Origin of the sequence: Candidatus Mancarchaeum acidiphilum (genome assembly GCF_002214165.1) — an archaeon.
Classification (GTDB): domain Archaea; phylum Micrarchaeota; class Micrarchaeia; order Micrarchaeales; family Micrarchaeaceae; genus Mancarchaeum; species Mancarchaeum acidiphilum.
Genome location: NZ_CP019964.1, coordinates 676,160 through 696,793, shown reverse-complemented (window position 1 = coordinate 696,793; position 20,634 = coordinate 676,160). Strand labels below are relative to the sequence as shown.

19 protein-coding genes and 2 tRNA genes are annotated in these 20,634 nt (G+C 40.3%); 9 read left to right on the top strand and 12 right to left on the bottom strand.

The genetic code is table 11. From position 1 onward, the window contains the following. Window positions 1-10: 10 nt before the first annotated feature. From Mia14_RS03635 to Mia14_RS03590, 10 genes are all read right to left on the bottom strand, one after another. Window positions 11-844 (bottom strand): hypothetical protein, encoded by an 834-nt coding sequence (locus Mia14_RS03635; protein WP_124216901.1) that lies wholly within the window; start codon window positions 842-844, stop codon window positions 11-13. After that, window positions 841-1,674 carry a hypothetical protein gene (locus tag Mia14_RS03630; protein WP_088820296.1) on the bottom strand — a complete coding sequence of 278 codons (834 nt, stop codon included), beginning with the start codon at window positions 1,672-1,674 and terminating at the stop codon, window positions 841-843. The genes Mia14_RS03635 and Mia14_RS03630 overlap by 4 nt, the downstream gene beginning before the upstream one ends. A 100-nt stretch (window positions 1,675-1,774) precedes the next feature. After that, window positions 1,775-2,920 (bottom strand): hypothetical protein, encoded by a 1,146-nt coding sequence (locus Mia14_RS03625; RefSeq protein WP_124216900.1) that lies wholly within the window; start codon window positions 2,918-2,920, stop codon window positions 1,775-1,777. Window positions 2,921-2,965: 45 nt separating this feature from the next. Beyond that, window positions 2,966-4,144 carry a hypothetical protein gene (locus Mia14_RS03620; RefSeq protein WP_088820294.1) on the bottom strand — a complete coding sequence of 393 codons (1,179 nt, stop codon included), beginning with the start codon at window positions 4,142-4,144 and terminating at the stop codon, window positions 2,966-2,968. 34 nt (window positions 4,145-4,178) lie between these two features. Then, window positions 4,179-5,291: a hypothetical protein gene (locus tag Mia14_RS03615; RefSeq protein WP_124216899.1), complete on the bottom strand. Its 1,113-nt coding sequence runs from the start codon at window positions 5,289-5,291 to the stop codon at window positions 4,179-4,181. Beyond that, window positions 5,288-6,712, bottom strand: coding sequence for a hypothetical protein (locus tag Mia14_RS03610; protein WP_088820292.1), 1,425 nt, complete (start codon window positions 6,710-6,712; stop codon window positions 5,288-5,290). Before Mia14_RS03610 ends, Mia14_RS03615 begins: the two co-directional genes overlap by 4 nt. Window positions 6,713-6,722: 10 nt before the next feature. Then, complete coding sequence (locus tag Mia14_RS03605; RefSeq protein WP_088820291.1) at window positions 6,723-7,880, bottom strand: hypothetical protein; 1,158 nt, start codon at window positions 7,878-7,880, stop codon at window positions 6,723-6,725. A 7-nt stretch (window positions 7,881-7,887) separates the two neighbouring features. Further along, window positions 7,888-9,189 (bottom strand): hypothetical protein, encoded by a 1,302-nt coding sequence (locus tag Mia14_RS03600; RefSeq protein WP_124216898.1) that lies wholly within the window; start codon window positions 9,187-9,189, stop codon window positions 7,888-7,890. Window positions 9,190-9,292: 103 nt separating this feature from the next. Further along, window positions 9,293-10,024, bottom strand: coding sequence for a hypothetical protein (locus tag Mia14_RS03595; RefSeq protein WP_088820289.1), 732 nt, complete (start codon window positions 10,022-10,024; stop codon window positions 9,293-9,295). A gap of 75 nt (window positions 10,025-10,099) precedes the next feature. Continuing rightward, window positions 10,100-10,483 carry a hypothetical protein gene (locus Mia14_RS03590; protein ID WP_088820288.1) on the bottom strand — a complete coding sequence of 128 codons (384 nt, stop codon included), beginning with the start codon at window positions 10,481-10,483 and terminating at the stop codon, window positions 10,100-10,102. 145 nt (window positions 10,484-10,628) lie between these two features. On the opposite strand from Mia14_RS03590, the gene Mia14_RS03585 reads away from it, so the two are divergent. Together Mia14_RS03585 and Mia14_RS03580 are read left to right on the top strand one after the other, a co-directional pair. Further along, window positions 10,629-12,335 (top strand): carbamoyltransferase C-terminal domain-containing protein, encoded by a 1,707-nt coding sequence (locus tag Mia14_RS03585; protein ID WP_088820287.1) that lies wholly within the window; start codon window positions 10,629-10,631, stop codon window positions 12,333-12,335. Between the two features lie 76 nt (window positions 12,336-12,411). Beyond that, window positions 12,412-12,570, top strand: coding sequence for a preprotein translocase subunit Sec61beta (locus tag Mia14_RS03580; protein WP_088820286.1), 159 nt, complete (start codon window positions 12,412-12,414; stop codon window positions 12,568-12,570). A 5-nt stretch (window positions 12,571-12,575) separates the two neighbouring features. Here Mia14_RS03580 and Mia14_RS03575 read toward each other — a convergent pair whose 3' ends face one another. Beyond that, entirely contained in the window at window positions 12,576-13,439 is an 864-nt protein-coding gene (locus tag Mia14_RS03575; protein WP_088820285.1) for a hypothetical protein, read from the bottom strand. 172 nt (window positions 13,440-13,611) lie between these two features. Between Mia14_RS03575 and Mia14_RS03570 the strand changes: the two genes are divergently transcribed. The 6 genes from Mia14_RS03570 (at window position 13,612) to Mia14_RS03545 (ending at window position 18,889) form a co-directional block, all read left to right on the top strand. After that, a complete protein-coding gene (locus Mia14_RS03570) occupies window positions 13,612-15,507 on the top strand; it encodes an arginine--tRNA ligase (RefSeq protein WP_088820284.1) in 1,896 nt (631 codons plus the stop codon). Between the two features lie 105 nt (window positions 15,508-15,612). Next, window positions 15,613-15,702 (top strand) — tRNA-Arg (locus tag Mia14_RS03565). Between the two features lie 13 nt (window positions 15,703-15,715). Continuing rightward, window positions 15,716-17,050 carry a hypothetical protein gene (locus Mia14_RS03560; RefSeq protein ID WP_088820283.1) on the top strand — a complete coding sequence of 445 codons (1,335 nt, stop codon included), beginning with the start codon at window positions 15,716-15,718 and terminating at the stop codon, window positions 17,048-17,050. Window position 17,051: 1 nt separating this feature from the next. Next, the gene (locus Mia14_RS03555) at window positions 17,052-17,531 is read left to right on the top strand and encodes a DUF460 domain-containing protein (protein ID WP_157891453.1); all 480 of its coding nucleotides are present in this window, start codon (window positions 17,052-17,054) and stop codon (window positions 17,529-17,531) included. A gap of 8 nt (window positions 17,532-17,539) precedes the next feature. Beyond that, window positions 17,540-18,730, top strand: coding sequence for an MFS transporter (locus Mia14_RS03550; RefSeq protein ID WP_088820281.1), 1,191 nt, complete (start codon window positions 17,540-17,542; stop codon window positions 18,728-18,730). Window positions 18,731-18,814: 84 nt separating this feature from the next. After that, window positions 18,815-18,889, top strand: a tRNA-Glu gene (locus Mia14_RS03545). A 21-nt stretch (window positions 18,890-18,910) separates the two neighbouring features. On the opposite strand, the gene Mia14_RS03540 is transcribed toward Mia14_RS03545, so the two are convergent. Then, window positions 18,911-19,513, bottom strand: coding sequence for a DedA family protein (locus Mia14_RS03540; RefSeq protein ID WP_088820280.1), 603 nt, complete (start codon window positions 19,511-19,513; stop codon window positions 18,911-18,913). 50 nt (window positions 19,514-19,563) lie between these two features. On the opposite strand from Mia14_RS03540, the gene Mia14_RS03535 reads away from it, so the two are divergent. Beyond that, window positions 19,564-20,601 carry an mRNA surveillance protein pelota gene (locus Mia14_RS03535; RefSeq protein ID WP_088820279.1) on the top strand — a complete coding sequence of 346 codons (1,038 nt, stop codon included), beginning with the start codon at window positions 19,564-19,566 and terminating at the stop codon, window positions 20,599-20,601. Window positions 20,602-20,634: the final 33 nt, after the last annotated feature.

The window sequence follows — 20,634 nt, the reverse complement described above, 5'->3', positions numbered from 1 at the left end:
CATCTTCTAATCAACCCTGCTGGTCAAACAGCCTTGAAGCATCTTTAACTGTAAGAGGGAGTGCAAAGTTGAACTTGAATATTTCATATAATTCTCTCCCGACTATCCTCCTGAGTTCAACATCAAACGAGCTAAACGCAACCTGTATGGCTGTTACTTGGGATGAAAGCTTATCAAGAGCTTCCTGATCGGTAATACCCACGGCAGTCGTCTCTATATACATGATAGTAGCTATAGGTTTCTCTCCGGAAGATATCATATCTATCTTGGATTGCAGAATCCTTATCTGCCTCTGCAGGCTTGTTATTACTGTCTCATTTGCATTTCCCTGCAAAGCCCTTGATAGTTGGAACTCTTGGTAAGACCTTTTCCCTTCAAGCTCGTCCCTGGAAGCCTGTACATTAAGGCCTATTGAAAAAACATGGAATTTGAATGGAAATCCAAGACTCCTTACTATATTTTCCCATAACTCAGGCGCTTGGCTCATCCTATCCTCCTCATCTTCTGGAGGATTTTCATTCTTGAATACGTAAGGGAACAGGTTTGCAGTTACATATCCTGTTGCATAATAAAGGTTATTCACATTTTTTACTATAGAATCCTGCTTTTTATTTATCATATAGTTATTTGCAGGTTTTATCGTAGTGCCCAACAATGAGGTAAGCATTGTGAACATAACATAATCCACTTGGCTGATTATCACTATCAAGCCTGCGGTTATAATGATAAGCAGTATTGCTATGTCATAATATATACCCTTGGCAATGCTCCCAATTGTCCCAAATGCAAGGAGAAGCACCACAAGCGTAAGTGCAAGATAAATCATCGTAGTTTCATCCATCATATCACTTTGCTTTCCAAATCACTGTTCATCTGCGTAGTAACCGTAACATATGGTATAAGGTATTCCGGTTCAACAAACTTTAGTAGCTCGTTTCCTGTGATTATGCTTACAGGGACACCGAAAACAGAGCTTATACCTGATATAAGCTCCCTTGCTTTCTGCTGTGCATTTGCTACGGCTTCGTACTCTTTGTAGCCGTATGCCGATACTGTAACATAAGAAATTTCTTCATAAGATGTAACCTTTCCCATATCATTTAGTAGGTTTCTGAGCATAACGGATTTACCCTTATAATGCTCCATCCTTTTTTTGTCCGGGTTTTTGTTAAGGTTAAGCTGTGCAACTTCATTGTCCGCTTGTGAAATCGCATCTTTAAGCTCTCTTAGGTAGTCATCCTTATTCATTATCAGTACCTCCGTAGTGAATCTTGCCGGGTCGCGTGTAATCCCTACCATCCTGCTAACTTTCTGGGTGAACTCAAGCTTTTGGTCGTCATTCATTTCAGTGGAAGAAGTATAAACGGGCAATAAGATATATACAGTAGCTATGAATTTGTCACCTACCTTCTTCAATATAGAATCTGCAGATGCGGAGAGATAATATGCATCCTCATTGCTTAATACCACTCTCTTCCCTCTTCCTTTTATAAACGGTATAAATAAGTAAGCATAATAACGGGAGGTGAACGCTATGACATCAAAGATCATGGCGATTAAAAACAATATTATCTTGACTAGATAGCCGCCAATGCTCAATGGCATAACTATTGCAGCAACCAAGAACAATATCGAAATAGCGTATTCAATGCCAAATAACATATTATTGTTCAAGTAAATTACCTAATTCATTATTTATTATAATTTTAAATTGAAAAGTTAAAAAACTAATGCTTATTTTACAAATAAATGCCAATTGCATCCATCAATGCAATCACACGAAACCTCTTATCCTACGGCTTGAATATGTCGATCCGCTTATGAACTGCGCTATCGTCTGCACAAATGCGTAGGATACCGCAATTATCAGTGCGGGGTAGAACAGTACCAGTAGCCAGAAAGAACTCATGCTTGATTGTATGCTGCTTAGATTTTCAGCAGCAGGGCTTGTGCTTGAGAAGCCCTTGGCAGAGGCGATTCCCTGCGAATTTATCTGCTCCGCCTGCAGTGTAGCTACACTTATCTGTGTCAAAAATGAACTTGAAGAGAAATAATAGACTGCAGCAAACAGGGTTGGGAATACCAAGTAAAATGCTATTCCAAGGGCAATCATCATTCCCCCAAGACCCCTAGTAGGAGGTATTATCCTGAATATTACTCCAGGTATTATGAACACAGGTATGGCGCTGACAGAAAAGAACACAAGAAGATAATACTCCGAGTATAAAATTGCAGTCCCATCTATGAGCATTGACATAATGAAGCTTGCAGGTTCTATGAAACCGATCTCAAGAGGGGTATAGGCTACTCCGTATATATATTGCCCATAAGTATTCAAATCCAAATCCCCAAGGTTGCTTCCATAAAATTTTATTTCAATTGAAGTAATAAACTTGTCCATGGCGTAAGTATGGAAAAGGCCAGTGTAAAGTTTCTCAACAGAATTGGATGTTGTAAGCATCAGGTGGAAAGCGGTTGCATATGGGTTTATGTTGCCTACATACACGCCAGGAATAAGTCCAAAGGTAACCGCACATATGTAAAGGAACAAAAAGATTATTATAGCGCTGGCAAAGGTTTCATACAGCTCCCCAACTCCAATGTTCCTGACTCTGTCATTCTTGAGCGCTACGCCTATACCGAATATTATTATATCAACAAAGAGCCCAATCAAAAGCACTATCACAGCTATAGGAAGATAAGTCTGCCAGTCATTGAAAATCTCCTCATTTATAGGACAGTACCAAGGTTCATTGCTTGATATCGTTTTCGATATTGAAGAAGGGACAAGGCCACATTGGCTCGAAGAGCTCCCTCCAGCCCCTCCAAAATTCAATATTTCATAACCGTAATTTGACTTCAGCGTGTTATTAAATTGGTTATAGATTAAGCCATAGCTCAGAAGTACGACTAAAATCAAGAAAAGCGCCGGAATTGTAAATTTAAAAAACCTATTCATATAATATCACACCAAGCCAGTCATCAATGACATAAAACCTATCCTCTCTCCTATCGCAGAAGAGAAGTCTATCATAAACGAATCAAGTATTATGAAGTTTAGGAATGGAAGGAATGTAAGTCCTACCAAAACATATCCTATTGAGTCAAGGTACCCTCCGAACATGTAACTTATGAAGTTGCTTACGATTGCAAGAGGGTCGGAGCTGGAAATTGCGCTGAAGGATGGCAGTACTATGGCAGACTGCGATGCAACCACGAATCCATATGAAATTGATACGAGAAGAGGGTAGATTATGCCCAGCCCCACTCCAAGAGCTATTAATGATCCTCCAAAACTCCTGGAAAAGCCCAATGCTCTCAATACAAGCCCCAAGCTCACAAAAACCGCAAGGAAAAATAGGGACCCTGTCAAAAGTATCATCTGAACATAATTGAGTATCAATAGTGTTATCAGTGCCACTATAACATAGCTATATATGTCTAGTGAAGAGGAGGGCATGAAGCTGGAAATTCCGCCAGATACCGACCAAAGTTTCTGCTGGCCCTCAATCCCCAAAGGAGTCACGCTTACCGAAAAACCAGGCTCAAGGCCAGAAGAGAATGTAAATCCATATATTATATAGATAAGCGAATCGACATTTGAGTTAAATGTCCCCATATCACATGCCGACAAATTGTAAATCGTGTTTATGCTCGCAGTGTTGCACTGAAAAGGCAGCAACCCTACCGAATTATAAGCCGCCTTTGGATTTACCATAAGTATTGAGCCTATGCCTATGAATATAAGCAGCATTATTATTGAAAGGACCGCTTCATAGATCTGTGTCCTTGCCCACATCTTCCCATTTGTGCTGTTGGATATGTTGCTTATCTCATATACGAACACTGCCACCATTATAATAGATATTGCAAATATGAAGGCAAGAGCAAGCCATTTTGATGCGAATCCTGTAGGACTTACCAATGAGAGTTCCTGTACATTTAGCCTGCTGGCAAGACCATAACCTTCAACTCCCGAATTGGCAGCAACAAGGTTGGCGTTGTTTGGTGAAGCGCCATATCCGGCAGGGCCAGCAAATGCGATAGGAGTCTGCACGGCAAACAAGTATGCAGATCCAATTAAAGCTAATGCTAGCAGAAGCGCGATCGCAAACTTCCCATGGTTTTTGTTTTTTCCAAACATTTTTTTACCTTCTTAAACATCCATTATTGATTTACTACACTAACTTTTTCAACCCTCCTGATGAACTTAAGCTGGGTGAGCCTAAAAGGTCTCCCATAGTATCTGTAAAGTCAAATGCAATTATAAGTGTTATTAAAAGCGACAATATTATATAAAGTAAAGGCCCTATGATATCAGTTATAACCGAATTCACTGCGGCAATTCCTCCTGAAAAATCACTAACATATCCCTCTATGTCTCCCATTATATTCAGCACATTGGTGAGTCCGCTTAATCCAGGAAGGCTGGTAGGTGTGCTTGATGAAACCGTGGCCAGGTTGATTGTCTGTATGCTTCCCACTATCATAAAATGCAGAAGCAAGGGGAACAGTATGAAAAACCCTATGAACATGCCTATGAAAGCCCCTCCTGCCGGTCTGGTCCAGGGGATTGTCCTAAGCACAATGCCAATGAAAAGGAATATTGGCATTATGATGAACACATAGTTCAATACTAAGATGCCTGCGAATGAAAGCATTACTACGCCTCCAACTATGCTCATTGTAACTCCTATTACATTGCTGCCATAACCCATTCCGGCGTATGGAGAGAACGAATAGCCAAAATATCCAGGCTCGATTGTCAAGGTTAAAGAAGATATAAGTTTAACCACATCGTCATAAGCCAAAAGCCCTATATCTTCAGATATACCTTTCTGTACCCCAGTAAATATCACATTGCAGTCATCATAATAGATGCGCGAGCTGAAAAGCCCATTCGATAGGGGAAGGGCATCTCCTGCCGAAAAATTGGTCAGCGAAAACGAGCCTAAAATTATAACAACTATCAATCCTGTGAGTAGTACCTCACCAATCTCGCTTCTTGCTGACTCCTTCAGCTTTGGCATTTCCAGCAGACCGCCAAATGCCCACAGTACTCCAGTGATGAGAAGCATTATGGTCAAAAGTATGAGCGATATCGCCAACAAGCCAGTCAAGCTCTCATATTTTACAAACCCTGTTGGATTCCCTGCCACATTGTACATGCTCCCGCATAGGTTGGCTGGCAGATAACTGGTTGTGGCTGCAGGTGCAAATCCGGTGCCAAGCTCCATGAATAACACTAAGAACAGCGAAATGCCAACCGCCGCAAATCTTAATCTTGTCATAACAATCTACTCAATCCAGCCAAATTTGTATCCCCTCCGAGCATTCCAGATAGTCCAACTACTCCGGAAATAACTATTATTATGTTAAATATCGGTAGCAGGTATGCAGTTATGCCCATAATTCCATATATATCAAATGAAGCAAAAAGGGTGCTTATTGCACCTTGTTCATTGCATGTCGCGAGCCCTAACGAGTATGCCCCAACATCCCCATCGAATCCACCGTCAAAAACTTTATATAAATCTACGAGGTTTGAAACAGAGTCGGTTTCAAGAATCATCCCAGACTCTGTCAATATCAATCCCGAACCTGTCCCCGCCCAGCAGGATGTTGACTGCGCAACGCTCTTTATGCTGGGTTCAACAAAGAAGTCTAAGCTACCCAACTTGTTTGAAGAGGTATCGGTGTAATTGTATACGGGCGCTATGACATTGCTTCCTACTACTGTACTGTTTACTGTAAGCACATCAGTCGGAGCAACCACACGGTTGAGGCTAAGGTACTCAAGGGCCATTACAGAAGGGTAAAATAATATGAATGCAACGGCTAGCGCTATAAACAATCCCCCTATCCTTCTAGTAAAGAATACAGACCTCAATGCGAGCCCTAAGAAAAGAAGTATTGGCCATACGTAAATGAATGAGACTATTATAAGCAGTTGGGCGGTGAATGACTCCATGGCAGTAGTAATCAAGCCCCCTAAAGTTGCCAGCCCTGAATAAATTGCGCTGTAACCTGACAAGGGGGTATATTGGGATCTTATGAACAGCAGTATAGGAAGGCTTGAAAATGGAACCACGCATGAAATCGGTATTATGTCAGGGGGAGCTATTTCACCTGTACATATTGCATCAGTGGGTGTAAGCTTGCTTAAGAAACCAATGTAAGCCTCGACACCGAACAGATAGTTAAGGTTTGTAAAAGTCTGGTTTGTCAAATTTGCAAGTATCACAGCTGAAGTAGCAACCGGGTAGTCTATCTTTTCAGTTGTCGTCGTCGGGTTCTTGACCATCTCGCATAAGCCAGGGAAACTTCCCGACTTGCCGCTATAAAGCAGGGAGCTGCCGCTGCCAGAATCGCTGGGATTTAGTATTGAAAGGCTCGAAGAGCTGTTGATGTTCTGGCACATGCTGTATATAGTGGTGCTGTTCATCATCTTTGTTCCCTGCAGCGAGTTGTAGAATATGCTGCTGAACGCGAGCAGAAGGAATACTATCAATATTACTATAATTATGTTTCCAAAAAGCTGATAAATCTCGTTTATTGCGGATTGCTTGAGCGAGTTGTTGTTCAACAGGCTGCCCAATATGTACCAAATGCTCACAAACGATGCGTCCAGGCCTATAGCCAGGGCTATAAGCGGTATAAGGTTTGTCCTTGTATTGGAAAAGGACGTTATCGCAAGCATTGTATCTATCATTTTTTAAACCTCATATTCCTGACCAGAACGACGCAGCGCCCTCTATTCCGGAATTTAATCCTCTTGACAATCCCATCGCAAATGCCACCGTCACAACTATGTCAATGCCAAACATGAACAGGGCAGTGAAAATATACTGGCCCATCTCTGATATTATCGAGTTGAATTCAACTATCGCTTCAGGAGGGAAAAGGGAGGAAGCATAGCTTGAGAGAATGGTCGTGCTAAGCAACGTATTTATAGACGGACTAGTGACCGAAAACCCTGTTGAAGACGCGGTTGAAGTTGAGTTGTATATACTAGAGAAAAATCCGGCAGAGCTGGTAGTATTGACAGTAAACGGTGTGTTAAGGCAGTTCGTACAGCTGTAAACAGGGTTTGCAGGGCTGAATATAAAGCTAATTGCATATGCATCGAACGAAATCATCAATGGGTATATCAGGTACATCGCTATCGCTAGAGCAAGGAAGTCATTAGATGCACGCCTCAATCCTCCACCAGAGAACGAGAATATCCTGAGTACCAGGGCTACTGGCAGTATAACTGTAAATGCCGTATACTCTATCACTGGCAGGGCCAGCCACTGCAGCTGGAGCATTCCGATTGAGATTACCAATATAGGAGCAAGGATTGCAATGTACCCATCGGAGATTATGGAATACATGCCCCCCAAATCCCCGCCTATAGGAAAGCTGACTTTGACTAGGCTACCTAAAGGTATGTCAGGCGAAGTAAGGCTTGTAAGAGTGCCTATAATCCCCCAAATCCTGGAATCTATAGCATAAGTTATAGCATATGTATATACTTGTTCAAGTATATCTATTCCCCTACCAAATGCCAAATTTCCCAGATAATAACTGGAGAATTGGAATGGCGTCAAATCCATACCTGTCAAGCTTTTGCTTACTCCTGTAGTAAGGCTGCAGGATGTTTCTAAGAACGACATCAATATAAGTATTATTATTGCGACTAAAAATACCTGCATTATTTCTGATTTTACCACTGCAGTCAATTTAGCATTAAGTGATGAAGTAAGAAGCTTGCTGACGATGTAAACTACAACTATTATGAATATTGATACCCCCATTACAAGGTATATCATTCCAAGCCATCCGGTTACATAGCTAGACCCACCGAAAAGCTGGCACGAATTTACTGCAACACTCATAATAACACTACGCTATCTTGAATTTTCCTATACCTAATCTTACTCTTCCTCCTAAAAATCTTGCTATTGAATCTGATATTATTATAGTCAATATCAAATCCAATATTAATAAAAGGTAAAACAATAAAATAGGAAGTGATATATCCATCAAGAAATTCCATATTGGATATACCGAAGGGGTGGCCAAGTTTACTATCCCTATATAAAAACCATATATAAAAGCGTAAGCGGGATCAAAAGTAGAAGTGCATCCACTAACGCTTAAGCACGTAGTTATATAACTCGTTGAACTTGACAATCCAAGGCTTACGGTTACCGGTGCTGTTAAAGTAAGCTCCTGCAGTGCAAAGACATTTACTGCCGCAGCTATTATATCCCCTGACAAACTACCCAACAGAGAGCCTGCTGAGCTGGTCGATAATGAGAATTCCGAACTAAGCGTCCCAGTTATAGACGGGAACGTGGTTATAGGTGCTATGTACGAAGTTATCGGCTGGTTGATAAACAAAAGCAATATAGGCAATACCAACCCAATGCCAATGCCAATACCTATCAATTCCCCACCAATGCCTCTCAAAGTGGGGAATGCCCGGAGTATTATGCCTATCGGAAGGAATATTGCCAAACCCAACATGAAAAGGGACTCCCCTGAACCGTACTGTATTATCCTAAGTATGATGTATAATGGAAGTACCAGGAATTCCATCAAATCCTTTATAAAAGAGAACAAAGCCAATGAGGTATGGTCTATTATATTGCTGACATAAAGGTTCGCCATGCTGCCCATCTGAAAGACAACAGGTAGAGGGATTGGTATAAAGGTAACAACCTGCAAGCTTTTGACGGAACCCAATCCCATGCTCAATCCGAACAGACCGTAAAAAGAGGTATTTACATCATTGAACTCCTCGCCCAAGTAGCAATCGCTCAATCCATACAAACCTCCAAGATTATTGCTTATGGATGAGGTAGGTGCGTAGCTGTTAACACACGTGCTGGTTGAGGGAACGCTCAATATAGCTATAGAGCTTAATAGGAGTATTGCTGTGAAAACCACGATTATGACAATCATGCTCTTTGTGACTTCCCAAAGCTCACCAACATACCAAGCTTTCAGCCCTTTCAGGTTAAATATGGCATTTACCATAAAGGCGATTGCTATTATAAGCAGTGAGATGCCAATTCCAAGAAGTGCGATAGGGAAACTTGAAAGAACGCACTGGCCCAGGGGTATTGATGTGCCTGTGACTATGCACCTAGACCCAGTAGATGAAGTAGGCGCAGCGCCGCTATAACTCAGAAGTAGCATAAATGCCAAAACGAGTGAAATTAAATAGAGTCTTTTCACAGGCACCACAGTCTCCAATATAACAAATGCAATTTAGTATAAAATATAAAAATATTAAAGGTTATCATTTTAGCATTGCAAATTTGCTTATATACATCTCCGAAAGCAGCAATACTAAAAATGGAAGTACAAATAAAGAGTCTACTATTAACTGCATGTATCCTGAAATTACGGGATTTGGTATAAGGTCAAAGACAAACCCTACAACAGATAAGCTAACTATTCCGAAAACCAGAAAAATAAGGAAGTATCCGAATTTCTTGAACAGGAACCTTGACCCGAAAAGTATCGCGTTAATAACTTTCCTGTCCTCTATTACAATGCTGGATGGCGTATATATGAAGAAAGGTGTCAATATGAGTATGGCAACAGCCGTGGCTATACCATCAAATCCCGATCCATACATAGAAAGGTTTACTCCCATTATTACAAATGTAAATATCAAAAGCAGAACAAACACCCTTGATATGTAAACCTCTATTCCCTTCAACATCTTGCTGCTAAGTTTAACCGAGGTCCTCTGCTGCTTGACTATCAAATTTATTGATACTATTGCAAAGCTCAGAAACAAGAGGGAGAATAGAGTGGAAATTATTATGACAATAAAACCCAATATGCTGCTTCCAAAGTAAACGCTTGATGACCTAAGGTAAATTGATCCCAAGTCGCTGTACGCGGGCACCGAAGCGAATAATGGTATTAAAAAAGCAATGAGAAATGCGATAGAAAAGAATAAGAACAGCTTGAAATTGCTTCTATAAACTTTTAAGGAGTAATTCCAAAATCTGTAATCCATAAAACAACCCTGATTAGTCCTTAACCCAAAAGGTTAAGGGCAAGCCATGAAGGCAATATCCAAACAATATCAAGTTCAACTGCAGCTTGCGATTGCATTTGCATACGCGTTGCCACCTATTGTACTCAATATGTATGGTGCTAGAACTGCTATTATTACAGCTATTATACCTGCCATTATCATTCCCGTTCCATAACCCTGTATAGAACCTCTTGAAGTGGCTGGCAGTACGTGCCCTACCGCATACATTATAGCTCCCAATATAACCAGCACCAAACCAAGTATGAACACTATTGTCTTTATCTCTGTGTAAACACCACATATAGTATTAGTTACATTTGAATATGAGGTAGCTCCTGCTGTCATTGAAGCAAACCCAAAAATTACTGCCCCCAAAAGCGCCAAAAGTCTAATTTTGTCCTGCTGTGCAGATACAAACGAAATTACATTGTGTCCCATATTATTACCTTTGCTTAACATACTAATTAAAAGAGTATATTTAAATATTTTTCTTAATGGAAATTGAGAGCTTACAAAACAATTACTTAGCGGCTTATTTTTTGGTATAATATTTTATATTGTATTAAGTTTAATAAGGAGTTCAATGTATGTATTAGGAATTTGGGATGGGACAGACTCTGGATCAGCTCTAATCGACAATGAGCAAATAATCTATGCATCGAATGAAGAGAGATTTACAGGAACTCTACTCGAACCGACTTTCCCAAGCAATTCCATCAAAGCAGCCTTGAAGTATGCAAAAATAAAGCCTTCAGATGTGAACGAAATTGCATTTTGCAGCACGGATACCAAAGGAAATGCAAGGAGGATCTCAAAGAGGCTAAACGAGAAAATATATAATTATGAAATAGGTAACTACGGGAGCCCTAATTTTGAACATTTTAAGCGTAAAATAGGATACATATCGGAGGATGCAGGAGTCTCGCCTTTATGCAGATATCTTGGAAAGAAAAATGTTTACAGAAACCTAAATGCTCTGGGATTTAAGGACTTCAACTTACACGAAGTAAACAGCCAGATGGCGGAATCAGCACTGTCAGCATTTACCTCACCATTTAGTGACTCCTTAGTAATTACCATGGACCTAACTGGGGGTAGCTTGTCCGGTATGGTATCAACCTTCAAGAAGGGCAAGCTGGAGAGCCAGATCAATATCAAGTCAAAGGACTCAGTCGGTCGGATTTACTCGCAGGCAAGCTCAATAATTGGGATACATGGAGATCCAAACGCAAAGCGTTTGATGGAAATGTCTGTATATTCATATCCATATAGTATGAACGACAATGTAATCAAAGGCCTCTTGGATGTGGACGGCACATACATGCATGGCAGGTACGGCCCTATAAAGGAATATAAGTTGCTTAGGGAAATAGCTTGGAAATACCCACCGGAAAGATTTTCCTATATGGTCCAGCAGGAGATAGAATACTTATTTTCAAAGTTTGCTGCCAGTGTAATAGACAGGTATGGCGTTAAGGATGTTGCAATAGGGGGAGAAATGGCATCCAACACAAAGCTGAATTATAGCATTGCAAATTTGGAGAATATTGGCAGGCTGCATGTATCCCCATATCCGAGCAAGGGTGGATTGGCTCTAGGTTCTGCCATGTACCTGAATTACAAGCTGAACGGAATTTGCCAATACAATTTCACCCCTTACTTGGGTGAGTCATATGGTGAAGATGAAATTAGCAATGCGGCAAAGTCTAATAGGCTAAAGCCAGAGAGGGAGAATCCAAGGGACCAGGCCGAGCACGCAGCCGAGCTTATAGAAGAGGGAAATTATATACTTTGGTTCCAGGGAAGATCCGAATACTCAAGATTTGGGTTAGGGAACAGGAGCATTTTATCTTCAACCAACAATGACCTATCAAAGGGAAGGATGGACAAATATATCAAAAGGGAAGGGCTTTTCCATAATTACGGAGCGTCACTGCTTTCAGAAGACGCTCCCTACCTAATTGATTATAAAAATGGGGAAGGACGGGATTTTATGAATATAGCGCATTATGTAAACGAGGATGCAAAGCAGGCGATGCATTCAGTGATGAGGCTTGACGGCAGTGTGGACACCCAAACAGTCTCAGACGAAAATCAAAATTTCGAGCATCTGCTCAAGCACTTAAAGAATCTTTCTGGATATGGATCTGTGCTAAATACTGGAATGAACTTGAGCCTGAGGCCAATAGCCCTGTCACCTGAAGACGCAATTTATACAATGCTGGTCTCAAATTCCAAGTACCTATTCATGGACGGATTCACATTTGCAAGGAAAAAGGGGATATCTTAAAGTCAAAAGGATAAGTTATATAAACGTTTTTAGCAAATACCTATTGTTAGTTTTTAAAATTTAATAAAGTGAATAAATGGCAAGTTTAGCTTCACCTCAATCTTCGGCTGGAGTGCTCAGCTTTTATGATGCACCTACAAACGGCCCAAAAATAAACCCAAAATTCGTGTTGGTCACAATAATAGTGGTAGCTGTAATAATACTGGCCGTAAACCACTTTGTTATATATGCTTAAGCAGGTTAAGCCAATTTGAATATGTCCCTCCTAAGCTCTGTGACCTCTCCGTTTTCAGATAAAATATACAGCATTGTCCGTATGCCATCTTCATCAATGCCTGTTTCCTTCGATATATCTGAAATAGATTTCGCCTCATCTTTAAGAAGCGGAAGAACCTTTGTTGAGTTGTTAACTATGAAACTTTTAAGGGCTATATAGAATTTTTTATTGAATGATCTAGTACCAACTACCAAACCCTGCCTTATGCTATCTTCCAAGGCTATGGAGATGTTGGTCGCCTCTGACTCAGTTTCTACTACTATGTACCCCTTTGCCCTCAATTCATCTATAAATTTCTGGCTCTCATCAATAATCTCATTCTTTGAATCCTGCTTTATAAAAGTACGCCCAGTGTTTACAGGAATTGTTTTGCCATCACTCAATGATGCTGGTTCTTCCTTAACCTGCTCTCTTTTTTCTTGGTAACCTCCATTCGCCAAATTCTTGTTGCGCAGAAGATACTTATTGTATATATCGTTTGATATGCTGTATAACCTAACCCCCTCCTTGTTTGCGAGAGGGACAACAATTTTCTTGTTCACCAGCTGTTCAAGTATCTCTATATCTCTATCGCTAAGTTTAGATTTTATATTTTCCATATCCCTGTAATTGTACCTTATAGTATCAAGCTTTTTCAAGACCTCCAATTCTCCCACGCTTATGCCCAATTTCTGTTTGTCGTTCTGATAAGTTTTTACAAGAAGATCTGTTATGTCGCTTTTCTTTGCGAATATAAAGTACTTGCTTTTGTATTTAAAGAAATCTACGTCGTCTCCTTCCTCTATGCCAAGCCCTGATATTACATCGTAAGGCAGATATACAACCAATTTTTTATTATAAGTGAATACCTTTGATATAAAATCACCACAATTTGAATGTACTAACGTTACAATATAAACTTATTCAGGAAACCATATATTCTTTTAGTTTTTAGTAAATACTATTGTAATATAGAGCATTTTATTGCTTTTTGGCTTAAAAATTTAATCAGGTTTTACAATGTCCGATTCACCATTTTCTCAAGTAAAAGGTATTATAGCGGCAAGGTTAAAGGAGTTTTCAAACTCTATAAAGCTGGATTATTCATTAGAAGATATTGAATCAACTATAGACCTATCAAAGAAATTCGGAGATCTGTCATCAAGCATGCTTATGAAAATATCCAAGGTCAATGGAATAAGCATGGACTCTTTAGTATCTTCTATAAAACCCTATCTTTCTAACATAGATTATTTCAAAGAAGCAAAAGTGGAAAGCGGATTTATAAACTTCTACTTAGACAAGGCAAAGTTTTCCAAATTGGTCTTGGAGCTTGTTGATTCAAAAGGCGAAGACTTTATGGCGTCTGATTCAGGGAAAGGGATAAAAGTAATAGTGGAATCGCCTAGTGTAAATCCTGTACATCCATGGCACGTAGGGCAAGTCAGGAGTGCGTTGCTTGGAGACACTATATCAAATATGATGGAAAGCTGTGGCTATGAGGTGGAAAGGGAGGATTATATAGACGATTTAGGCCTGCAGTCCGCAGAAGCCCTATGGGGGTTGATCAACAAGGACAAGCTTAATATAAATCTCGACCCTGAAGAGAAATACGACCATTACATAGGAAAAATATATGTGGCAACAAACACCTATATGCAAAGCAATAACATAGAGGAGGAAATAAAGTCTTTATCCAAAGAAATGGAAATTGACGGGACGTATGAATCAAATCTTCTGCATGACTCCGTATCAAATTATATTACGGCTGAATATGAAACCGCTTTCAAGCTCAACATATACCACGATAATCTGATATGGGAGAGCGATATAGTAAGGAACAATTTGCTGGAGAAAGCAATGGATCTGCTCCTAAAAAAAGGCATAGTGGAGAAGTCCAACGATAAAAAATACGAGGGATGCATCGTAATAAACTACAACAAAATGGAAAATCTGCCTCCAGAGATCAAAGGGCTAAAGGAGCAGGTCAAGGTGCTTATACGCAGCAACGGCACGCCGGACTACCTTGCAAAGGATATCGCCTTCCACATGTGGAAACTCGGAATAATAAATGGAGTATTCAAGTTCTCGGAATTCATGGAAAAGCAGCCAAACGGGAAGCCTTTATACACAACATCAATAAGCGGTGAGGACAAACCTTTTGGAAATGCCAAGATAACTGTAAACACAATAGATTCAAGGCAGAGCTATGAGCAGTCCCTGGTAAAGCTTTCAATAGGGCTTGTAGGTGGAGAAAAATTGGCAGAGGGGTTTAACCATTTGGCATATGGAATGGTTAACTTGGAAGGGCAGAAGCTTGCAGGCAGGAAAGGGACATGGATAGGGTATACGGCGGACGATCTGATAAATGAAGCTTATACGCGTGCAATTAGCCTTATAGGGAGCAGGTTCAACCTTACAGATTCCGAAAAGGACTTTGTGGCAAGGAATATATCAGTTAGCGCAATAAGATACGAATTCCTTAAGATATCAAACGAGAAAGAGCTCATATTTTCATGGGACAATGCACTCAACTTTGAAGGCAATTCCGGCCCATACTGCGAATATACCCATGCCAGGGCAGTCCGGATACTGGAAAATTTCAAAGGCAAGTTAAACCCAAGGGAAGCAGATTTCTCAAAGCTCTCCACAGATTACGAATCCGAAATAATCAAGCTGTTATCTATAAGCCAAGACATATTGGAGAGAGCATCAAGGGAAATGAAGCCGAATCTGATTGTAGACTATCTTTCAAAGCTTTCAACGTCGTTCAGCAAATTCTACGAGGCATGCCCTGTTATAAAGAATGATGACCAAGAACTAAGATATGCAAGGCTGCTTCTAGTGAGCGCCTTTGAGAAAGTGTCCTCAAAGTCAATGCGTATACTTGGAATTAATCCAATAGACCGCATGTAAAATTGCAATTTGGGAAAATGCCCCAAGTTTTTAGAATATGGAGAATCCCAATAAATGCCAAATAATAAATAATTTGCCTATACAATTTAAGTATTAATAAACTGTGGGCCCGTAGCTCAGCTTGGATAGAGCGACATCCTCCTAAGGTGAAGGTCACGGGTTCAAATTGGAGATATGAAAATCCCGTCGGGCCCGTACAGGTGATATAATGGTTAAAAAGGTTAAAAAGTCTAAAAAACAAAAAGCAAGCAAATCGACACATCTGTCAAATAACAACAAAGCTTCCGCAAAAATAAATAAAACACGCGGTAAAGGCAGGCCCAAGGCTGCAAAAAAGGGCATTTCTGCTAAAAATAAAATAACCAACAAAAATATAAAGAAAAGCATTGAAGAAAAACCTGCAGTTGCTATGCAGCCCAAAGCCGTCAAAAAGAATATTTCGGAATCAAATGTAAAGGTTCCAGAAGTCAACATCAAAGGAAATATGAATTTAAACGAAGAAACCAAAAAGAAGGAGCCCCTGCTTATAATCAAGCCAGCCTCTCATATGGGAGGGTTGGATTATCTTCATATATCATTGATAATACTTGTCGTTATACTGATAGCGCTTCTTGTTGTGATGTCCACGTTTAAAGTTGTAAAAACAGTGACAACAGCTAAAGTTTGCCAGTATGGAATAGTAAATTCCACCTGCGTGCAGCCGAAATACAATTCATCGCAGGCATTAACTGCAGCTGAGACCGTAATAGCAGGATATGCAAGGACTAATTCATCCTTATCGCTATTACCATATTACATAGAGCCAAACGATTCAAGCGTTTCTTACCTAAACAATTCAAAGGAATGGCTTGTCGTAATGCCTTATAAGGATCCAGTTGCAAGGAACGAAACCCTGAACATATCTATACTGCTTTATTCCTCAAACCTCACATTGGTTGAGCCATTTAGCCAGTTAATACCACCACCATCGCCAATATCAAGCAATACCGCCGTTGGGAGCGGAGCAATAAAACTTGCAAACAAGGTTGCATGCAATACGACAGAGCCTGTACCTGCATACTACATAACAGATCCTTATGCATACAATGCATTGACATCATTATCAAAGATCATGAACGAGACAAGCAGCTACAAAGGCAAGATAAATACGACATACTACTTTATATTCACAGGGTACAGCCAAAGCCTGTATCCGACTTATGGTGTAAATAAGACCCAACTGCTTGGGAGGTACCTTGCATGTGCATCATCACAGCCAAATTTCGGAATGTTTGTAAACGATATCAACAAGAACTTCAACTATGCACCAATGAGCAATTCCACACTTACCAAATACGCAGAGCTTTCATTCCTGAACATGACCCAGATGAAGTCATGCATGTATAACATAACAGATACAATGGATTACCAGGCAGAACTAGCCAAATACTACAATGTGACGCAGACACCGGAGATAATACTTAACTGCCAATATGAGACCATACCCGAGAAGTTCAATTCTGCTGCAAATTACACGTTATCGCAACTTAATTCCAGCAAATGATATGATGTATATAATAGTGGGTGTTGATACAGGAAAGACATCTGCGATAGCATGCTTAAGCTTAAGTGGGAAATACATTTTCAGCTCCCATAAGAGAGATGCGGGATCCAATTGGATCGTGAGCGAGATACAGAAGGTAGGCACACCAATAGTAATAGCGAATGACAAGCATAACGGCAAGAGTGATATAATACGCAAGATAACTGCTTCTTTTAACGCATCGCTATTTTTGCCAAATGAAGATTTGTCTATGAAGAACAAGAAATTGGAAGCAAGGATTATGAAGATAAAGAACCCGCATGAGAGGGATGCGTACACATCCGCGCTTAACGCATACAACAAGTACGCCAATAAGCTAAAGCAGGCGGAGAGAATAGCAAAGGAAAAGGATTACAAAGACATAAATCTGCTTAAAGCTAAAGTAATAAAGAAATACTCGATAAACGAGATAATGGAAGGGAAGAAAGCGAACAGGCCTTAGGCGATCAATTGGACAAGAACAAATTCTACTTGCTTTACTCAATGCTTATTCTGATAGCATTTACTTTTGCAGTTAGGTCTTCTAACAATGCATTTATGACTACAATACCTCTTTTCGTAAAGCAGTACTTCAATTTTACGGAAACAGACGTAGGCATATTGGCGGGGTTCTCATCGCTTGTCACTTTTATTTCCACAGCTTTCGTGAACAGCAGGCTTTGCTCAAGGACAAGGAGATATCTTTTCATAGTCGCGAATGCCCTTATAACTATTTCATTTGTGCTCATATTCTTTTCAAATTACCTATCCATCTGGGTATACATACTCATACTGAGCTTCTCAGCAGGAATAATAATGCCGAATATAATAACTTCGGCAGGAGTTTCGGAAGACCGGAAAATAAGGGAAAGAATGATGGGCATATACACTCTAGCATTGAGCGCTAGCCTGATAGCAGGCCCGTTCATAGAGTCGATAGTTTTGGACTATTTCCCATTGAAGTATGCATTTTTGCTGTTTGCGCCTATAAGCTTGGTGGCTTTGATACTTTCGCCGTTCATGAAATTCCCCATCGCAAAAAGCGAAGATTCCGGAAAGGGTGTCAAGGTCTGGAAGAATCACGGATTTAAGCTTGCGATATACTCTATATTGATGTATAATGCCCCATTTGCGATGATAGTGTTTTTCAGCGGCATATTTGCGGAGCAATCCTTGGGATTGTCATCAAGTGCTGTAATGCTTATGTTCTCCCTCTTGTTCACAATTTCGTTTATCTCAAGGCTTGCGCTATCATACTTTGTACCCTCCAATCTATGGAGGTATATCAAGCTCTCAATGCTCCTTACAGCGATAGGTTTGTTAACCGTATTCCTGAGCAAAGACTTGTTCCTATATGCAATAGGAATAATAGTATTAGGGGTGCCTCATGGGCTGACCTATCCATTGTCGATATCTGCGATAGGAAGGTCCTTTGATATGAGCAGCAGGAACAAGGCGAACAGCTATTTCTTTGCCGTGATAATGCTTATCAATATTGTGGTTCCGACAATAGCTGGAGGATTGATATCAGCGGTAGGATTTAGGGAAACCATGCTACTGGTTGTTCCTATTATAATTATACTGTTCCTTCTTGCAAGGCCGGAAGCAAAAGTGCTAAAAGCATTGAAGGAGAATAAGATGCAGTCAAAGAACGAAACCTAAAAATATAAGCAATGCGGCAACCGGAAAAGCATGGCCAACAAAAATTATTAATAATATTAACATCAAAATTAACCTGCAATATGTGCTCCTATCGTCTAGCCCGGTCAAGGACACAGCCCTCTCAAGGCTGAAACTCGAGTTCAAATCTCGGTGGGAGCATTTGTATTTTAATTGCAGTTTCTATTTTGATTTCGCTAGGTAATGCATGAATGCTTTGTAAACTGCTATCAATATAACTGCAAATATGCTGATCGCCGCCATCAATTCAACTATGTTGCCTACTGACAATGCATACATTCCAAATAAAATAAGCAAGGCATCGTATATCAGGCTTCCGACCATTGAATAAGTGATGAACTTCTTTTTGTTCATGTTTGCAAAACCGGCAGGGAAGCTTATGAGACCTCTTATCACAGGTATCATCCTTGAGAAGAATACCGCTATCTCTCCATTCTTGTCAAACCATGAATCAAAGTTGTCCAATGTCTCTTTTTTGACATGGAACAGCCTAAGGTTCTTGTATATGAAATCCTTGCCTAGGTAATACCCTATATAATAGTCGACCATTATCCCTATGAAGTTGCCTATCAACGCAGCTATAAGGGCAATGTAGAAATCCATCAATCCCTTGCTGACAAGGAAACCAACAGTGGGCAGTATAACTTCGCTTGGCAATGGAAGCGATGCGCTTTCAAGCGCCATAAGCAAGACTACCGATGCATAGCCGTAAGATTCTATTATGGCAGGCAATGCCTTAGACAGTGAGCCAAGCGATATTAACAAGTAATAAATTAGTAACACAATAAAATTATACTGTCAAAGTTTAAAAAGCGATGTCATTGCAGATACTCAAATATTATAAGGATGAATCAAAGGTTTCCGTTTTAGTCGAGACTCTTGAGGACCTGTGGGCTCTTGAAAGGATAATATTTCCAGGTGACTTGGTAAAGACCAAAACCGTGAGGAAATACAAGGCAAGCGAGACAGATGTAGGGGAACTGAAAGATGTCGTAATTGAGGTGAAAGTTGAAAAGGTAGAGCTTGACAGGAGCGCTTCAAGGTTAAGGGTATTAGGCAGGATAACCTATGGCAAGCCTCTCGAATATGTGTCGCTTAACAGCCACCACACCCTCAATATAGCTTCAGGGGACAAAGTGGAGATAACAAAAGCTAAGTGGGAGGATTATATATTGGATCTCCTTTACAAGGAGGCAAAGGAGTCGCGCAGGCCAAAATTGGGGATAGTTCTTGTTGATGACGAGAAGGCATTTTATGCAAAGATACTTGGCTACGGGATAGAGTTCGGCAGCGAGGTATACAACAACCTGAGCAAGAACATGAGCCAGAAGGAATACGCAGAACTGCAGACGAAATTCTTCAACAAGGTAATCGAAGTAATAAACAACATGGATGTGAGCACAGTGATACTTGCAGGGCCTGGGTTCACGAAGAATGACATCAAATCCTATATAGACAATGTGCCGACTTCAAGCAAGCTCAACAAGAACATATTGATAATGGACACGAGCAATACGGAGAAATCGGGGGTATACGAGCTCATAAAGAGCGACAGCGTAAAGAAGCTTATGGAGAACGAGCTCATAAAGAGCGAATTCGAGCTTATGGAGAAATTCCTGAAAGGCCTGTCCCTTGGGTATTCAAAATATGGCACGAAGAACGTTGAGGAAGCGTTAGACAACTACGAGGCTGGAGAAATAATTGTAAACGACAGCAAGCTTGATGACAACGATATAAAAAAACTGTTGGCAAAAGCGGAGAGCTACGGAGTTAAAATAGATATAATAAACTCATTGGATGAGGTTGGGCAGCAGCTACAGGCATTCGGCGATATTGCATCTATAAAGGATTGATTTCCCAATTATGCTTTCAGCTAATCCTAATAA

Bases quoted from the DNA above. Each gene is read 5' to 3' on its own strand.
- Mia14_RS03635 (WP_124216901.1), bottom strand. From the start codon at position 844: ATGATGGATGAAACTACGATGATTTATCTTGCACTTACGCTTGTGGTG.
- Mia14_RS03620 (WP_088820294.1), bottom strand. From the start codon at position 4,144: ATGTTTGGAAAAAACAAAAACCATGGGAAGTTTGCGATCGCGCTTCTG.
- Mia14_RS03615 (WP_124216899.1), bottom strand. From the start codon at position 5,291: ATGACAAGATTAAGATTTGCGGCGGTTGGCATTTCGCTGTTCTTAGTG.
- Mia14_RS03610 (WP_088820292.1), bottom strand. From the start codon at position 6,712: ATGATAGATACAATGCTTGCGATAACGTCCTTTTCCAATACAAGGACA.
- Mia14_RS03605 (WP_088820291.1), bottom strand. From the start codon at position 7,880: ATGAGTGTTGCAGTAAATTCGTGCCAGCTTTTCGGTGGGTCTAGCTAT.
- Mia14_RS03600 (WP_124216898.1), bottom strand. From the start codon at position 9,189: ATGCTACTTCTGAGTTATAGCGGCGCTGCGCCTACTTCATCTACTGGG.
- Mia14_RS03595 (WP_088820289.1), bottom strand. From the start codon at position 10,024: ATGGATTACAGATTTTGGAATTACTCCTTAAAAGTTTATAGAAGCAAT.
- Mia14_RS03590 (WP_088820288.1), bottom strand. From the start codon at position 10,483: ATGGGACACAATGTAATTTCGTTTGTATCTGCACAGCAGGACAAAATT.
- Mia14_RS03585 (WP_088820287.1), top strand. From the start codon at position 10,629: ATGTATGTATTAGGAATTTGGGATGGGACAGACTCTGGATCAGCTCTA.
- Mia14_RS03580 (WP_088820286.1), top strand. From the start codon at position 12,412: ATGGCAAGTTTAGCTTCACCTCAATCTTCGGCTGGAGTGCTCAGCTTT.
- Mia14_RS03570 (WP_088820284.1), top strand. From the start codon at position 13,612: ATGTCCGATTCACCATTTTCTCAAGTAAAAGGTATTATAGCGGCAAGG.
- Mia14_RS03560 (WP_088820283.1), top strand. From the start codon at position 15,716: ATGGTTAAAAAGGTTAAAAAGTCTAAAAAACAAAAAGCAAGCAAATCG.
- Mia14_RS03555 (WP_157891453.1), top strand. From the start codon at position 17,052: ATGATGTATATAATAGTGGGTGTTGATACAGGAAAGACATCTGCGATA.
- Mia14_RS03535 (WP_088820279.1), top strand. From the start codon at position 19,564: ATGTCATTGCAGATACTCAAATATTATAAGGATGAATCAAAGGTTTCC.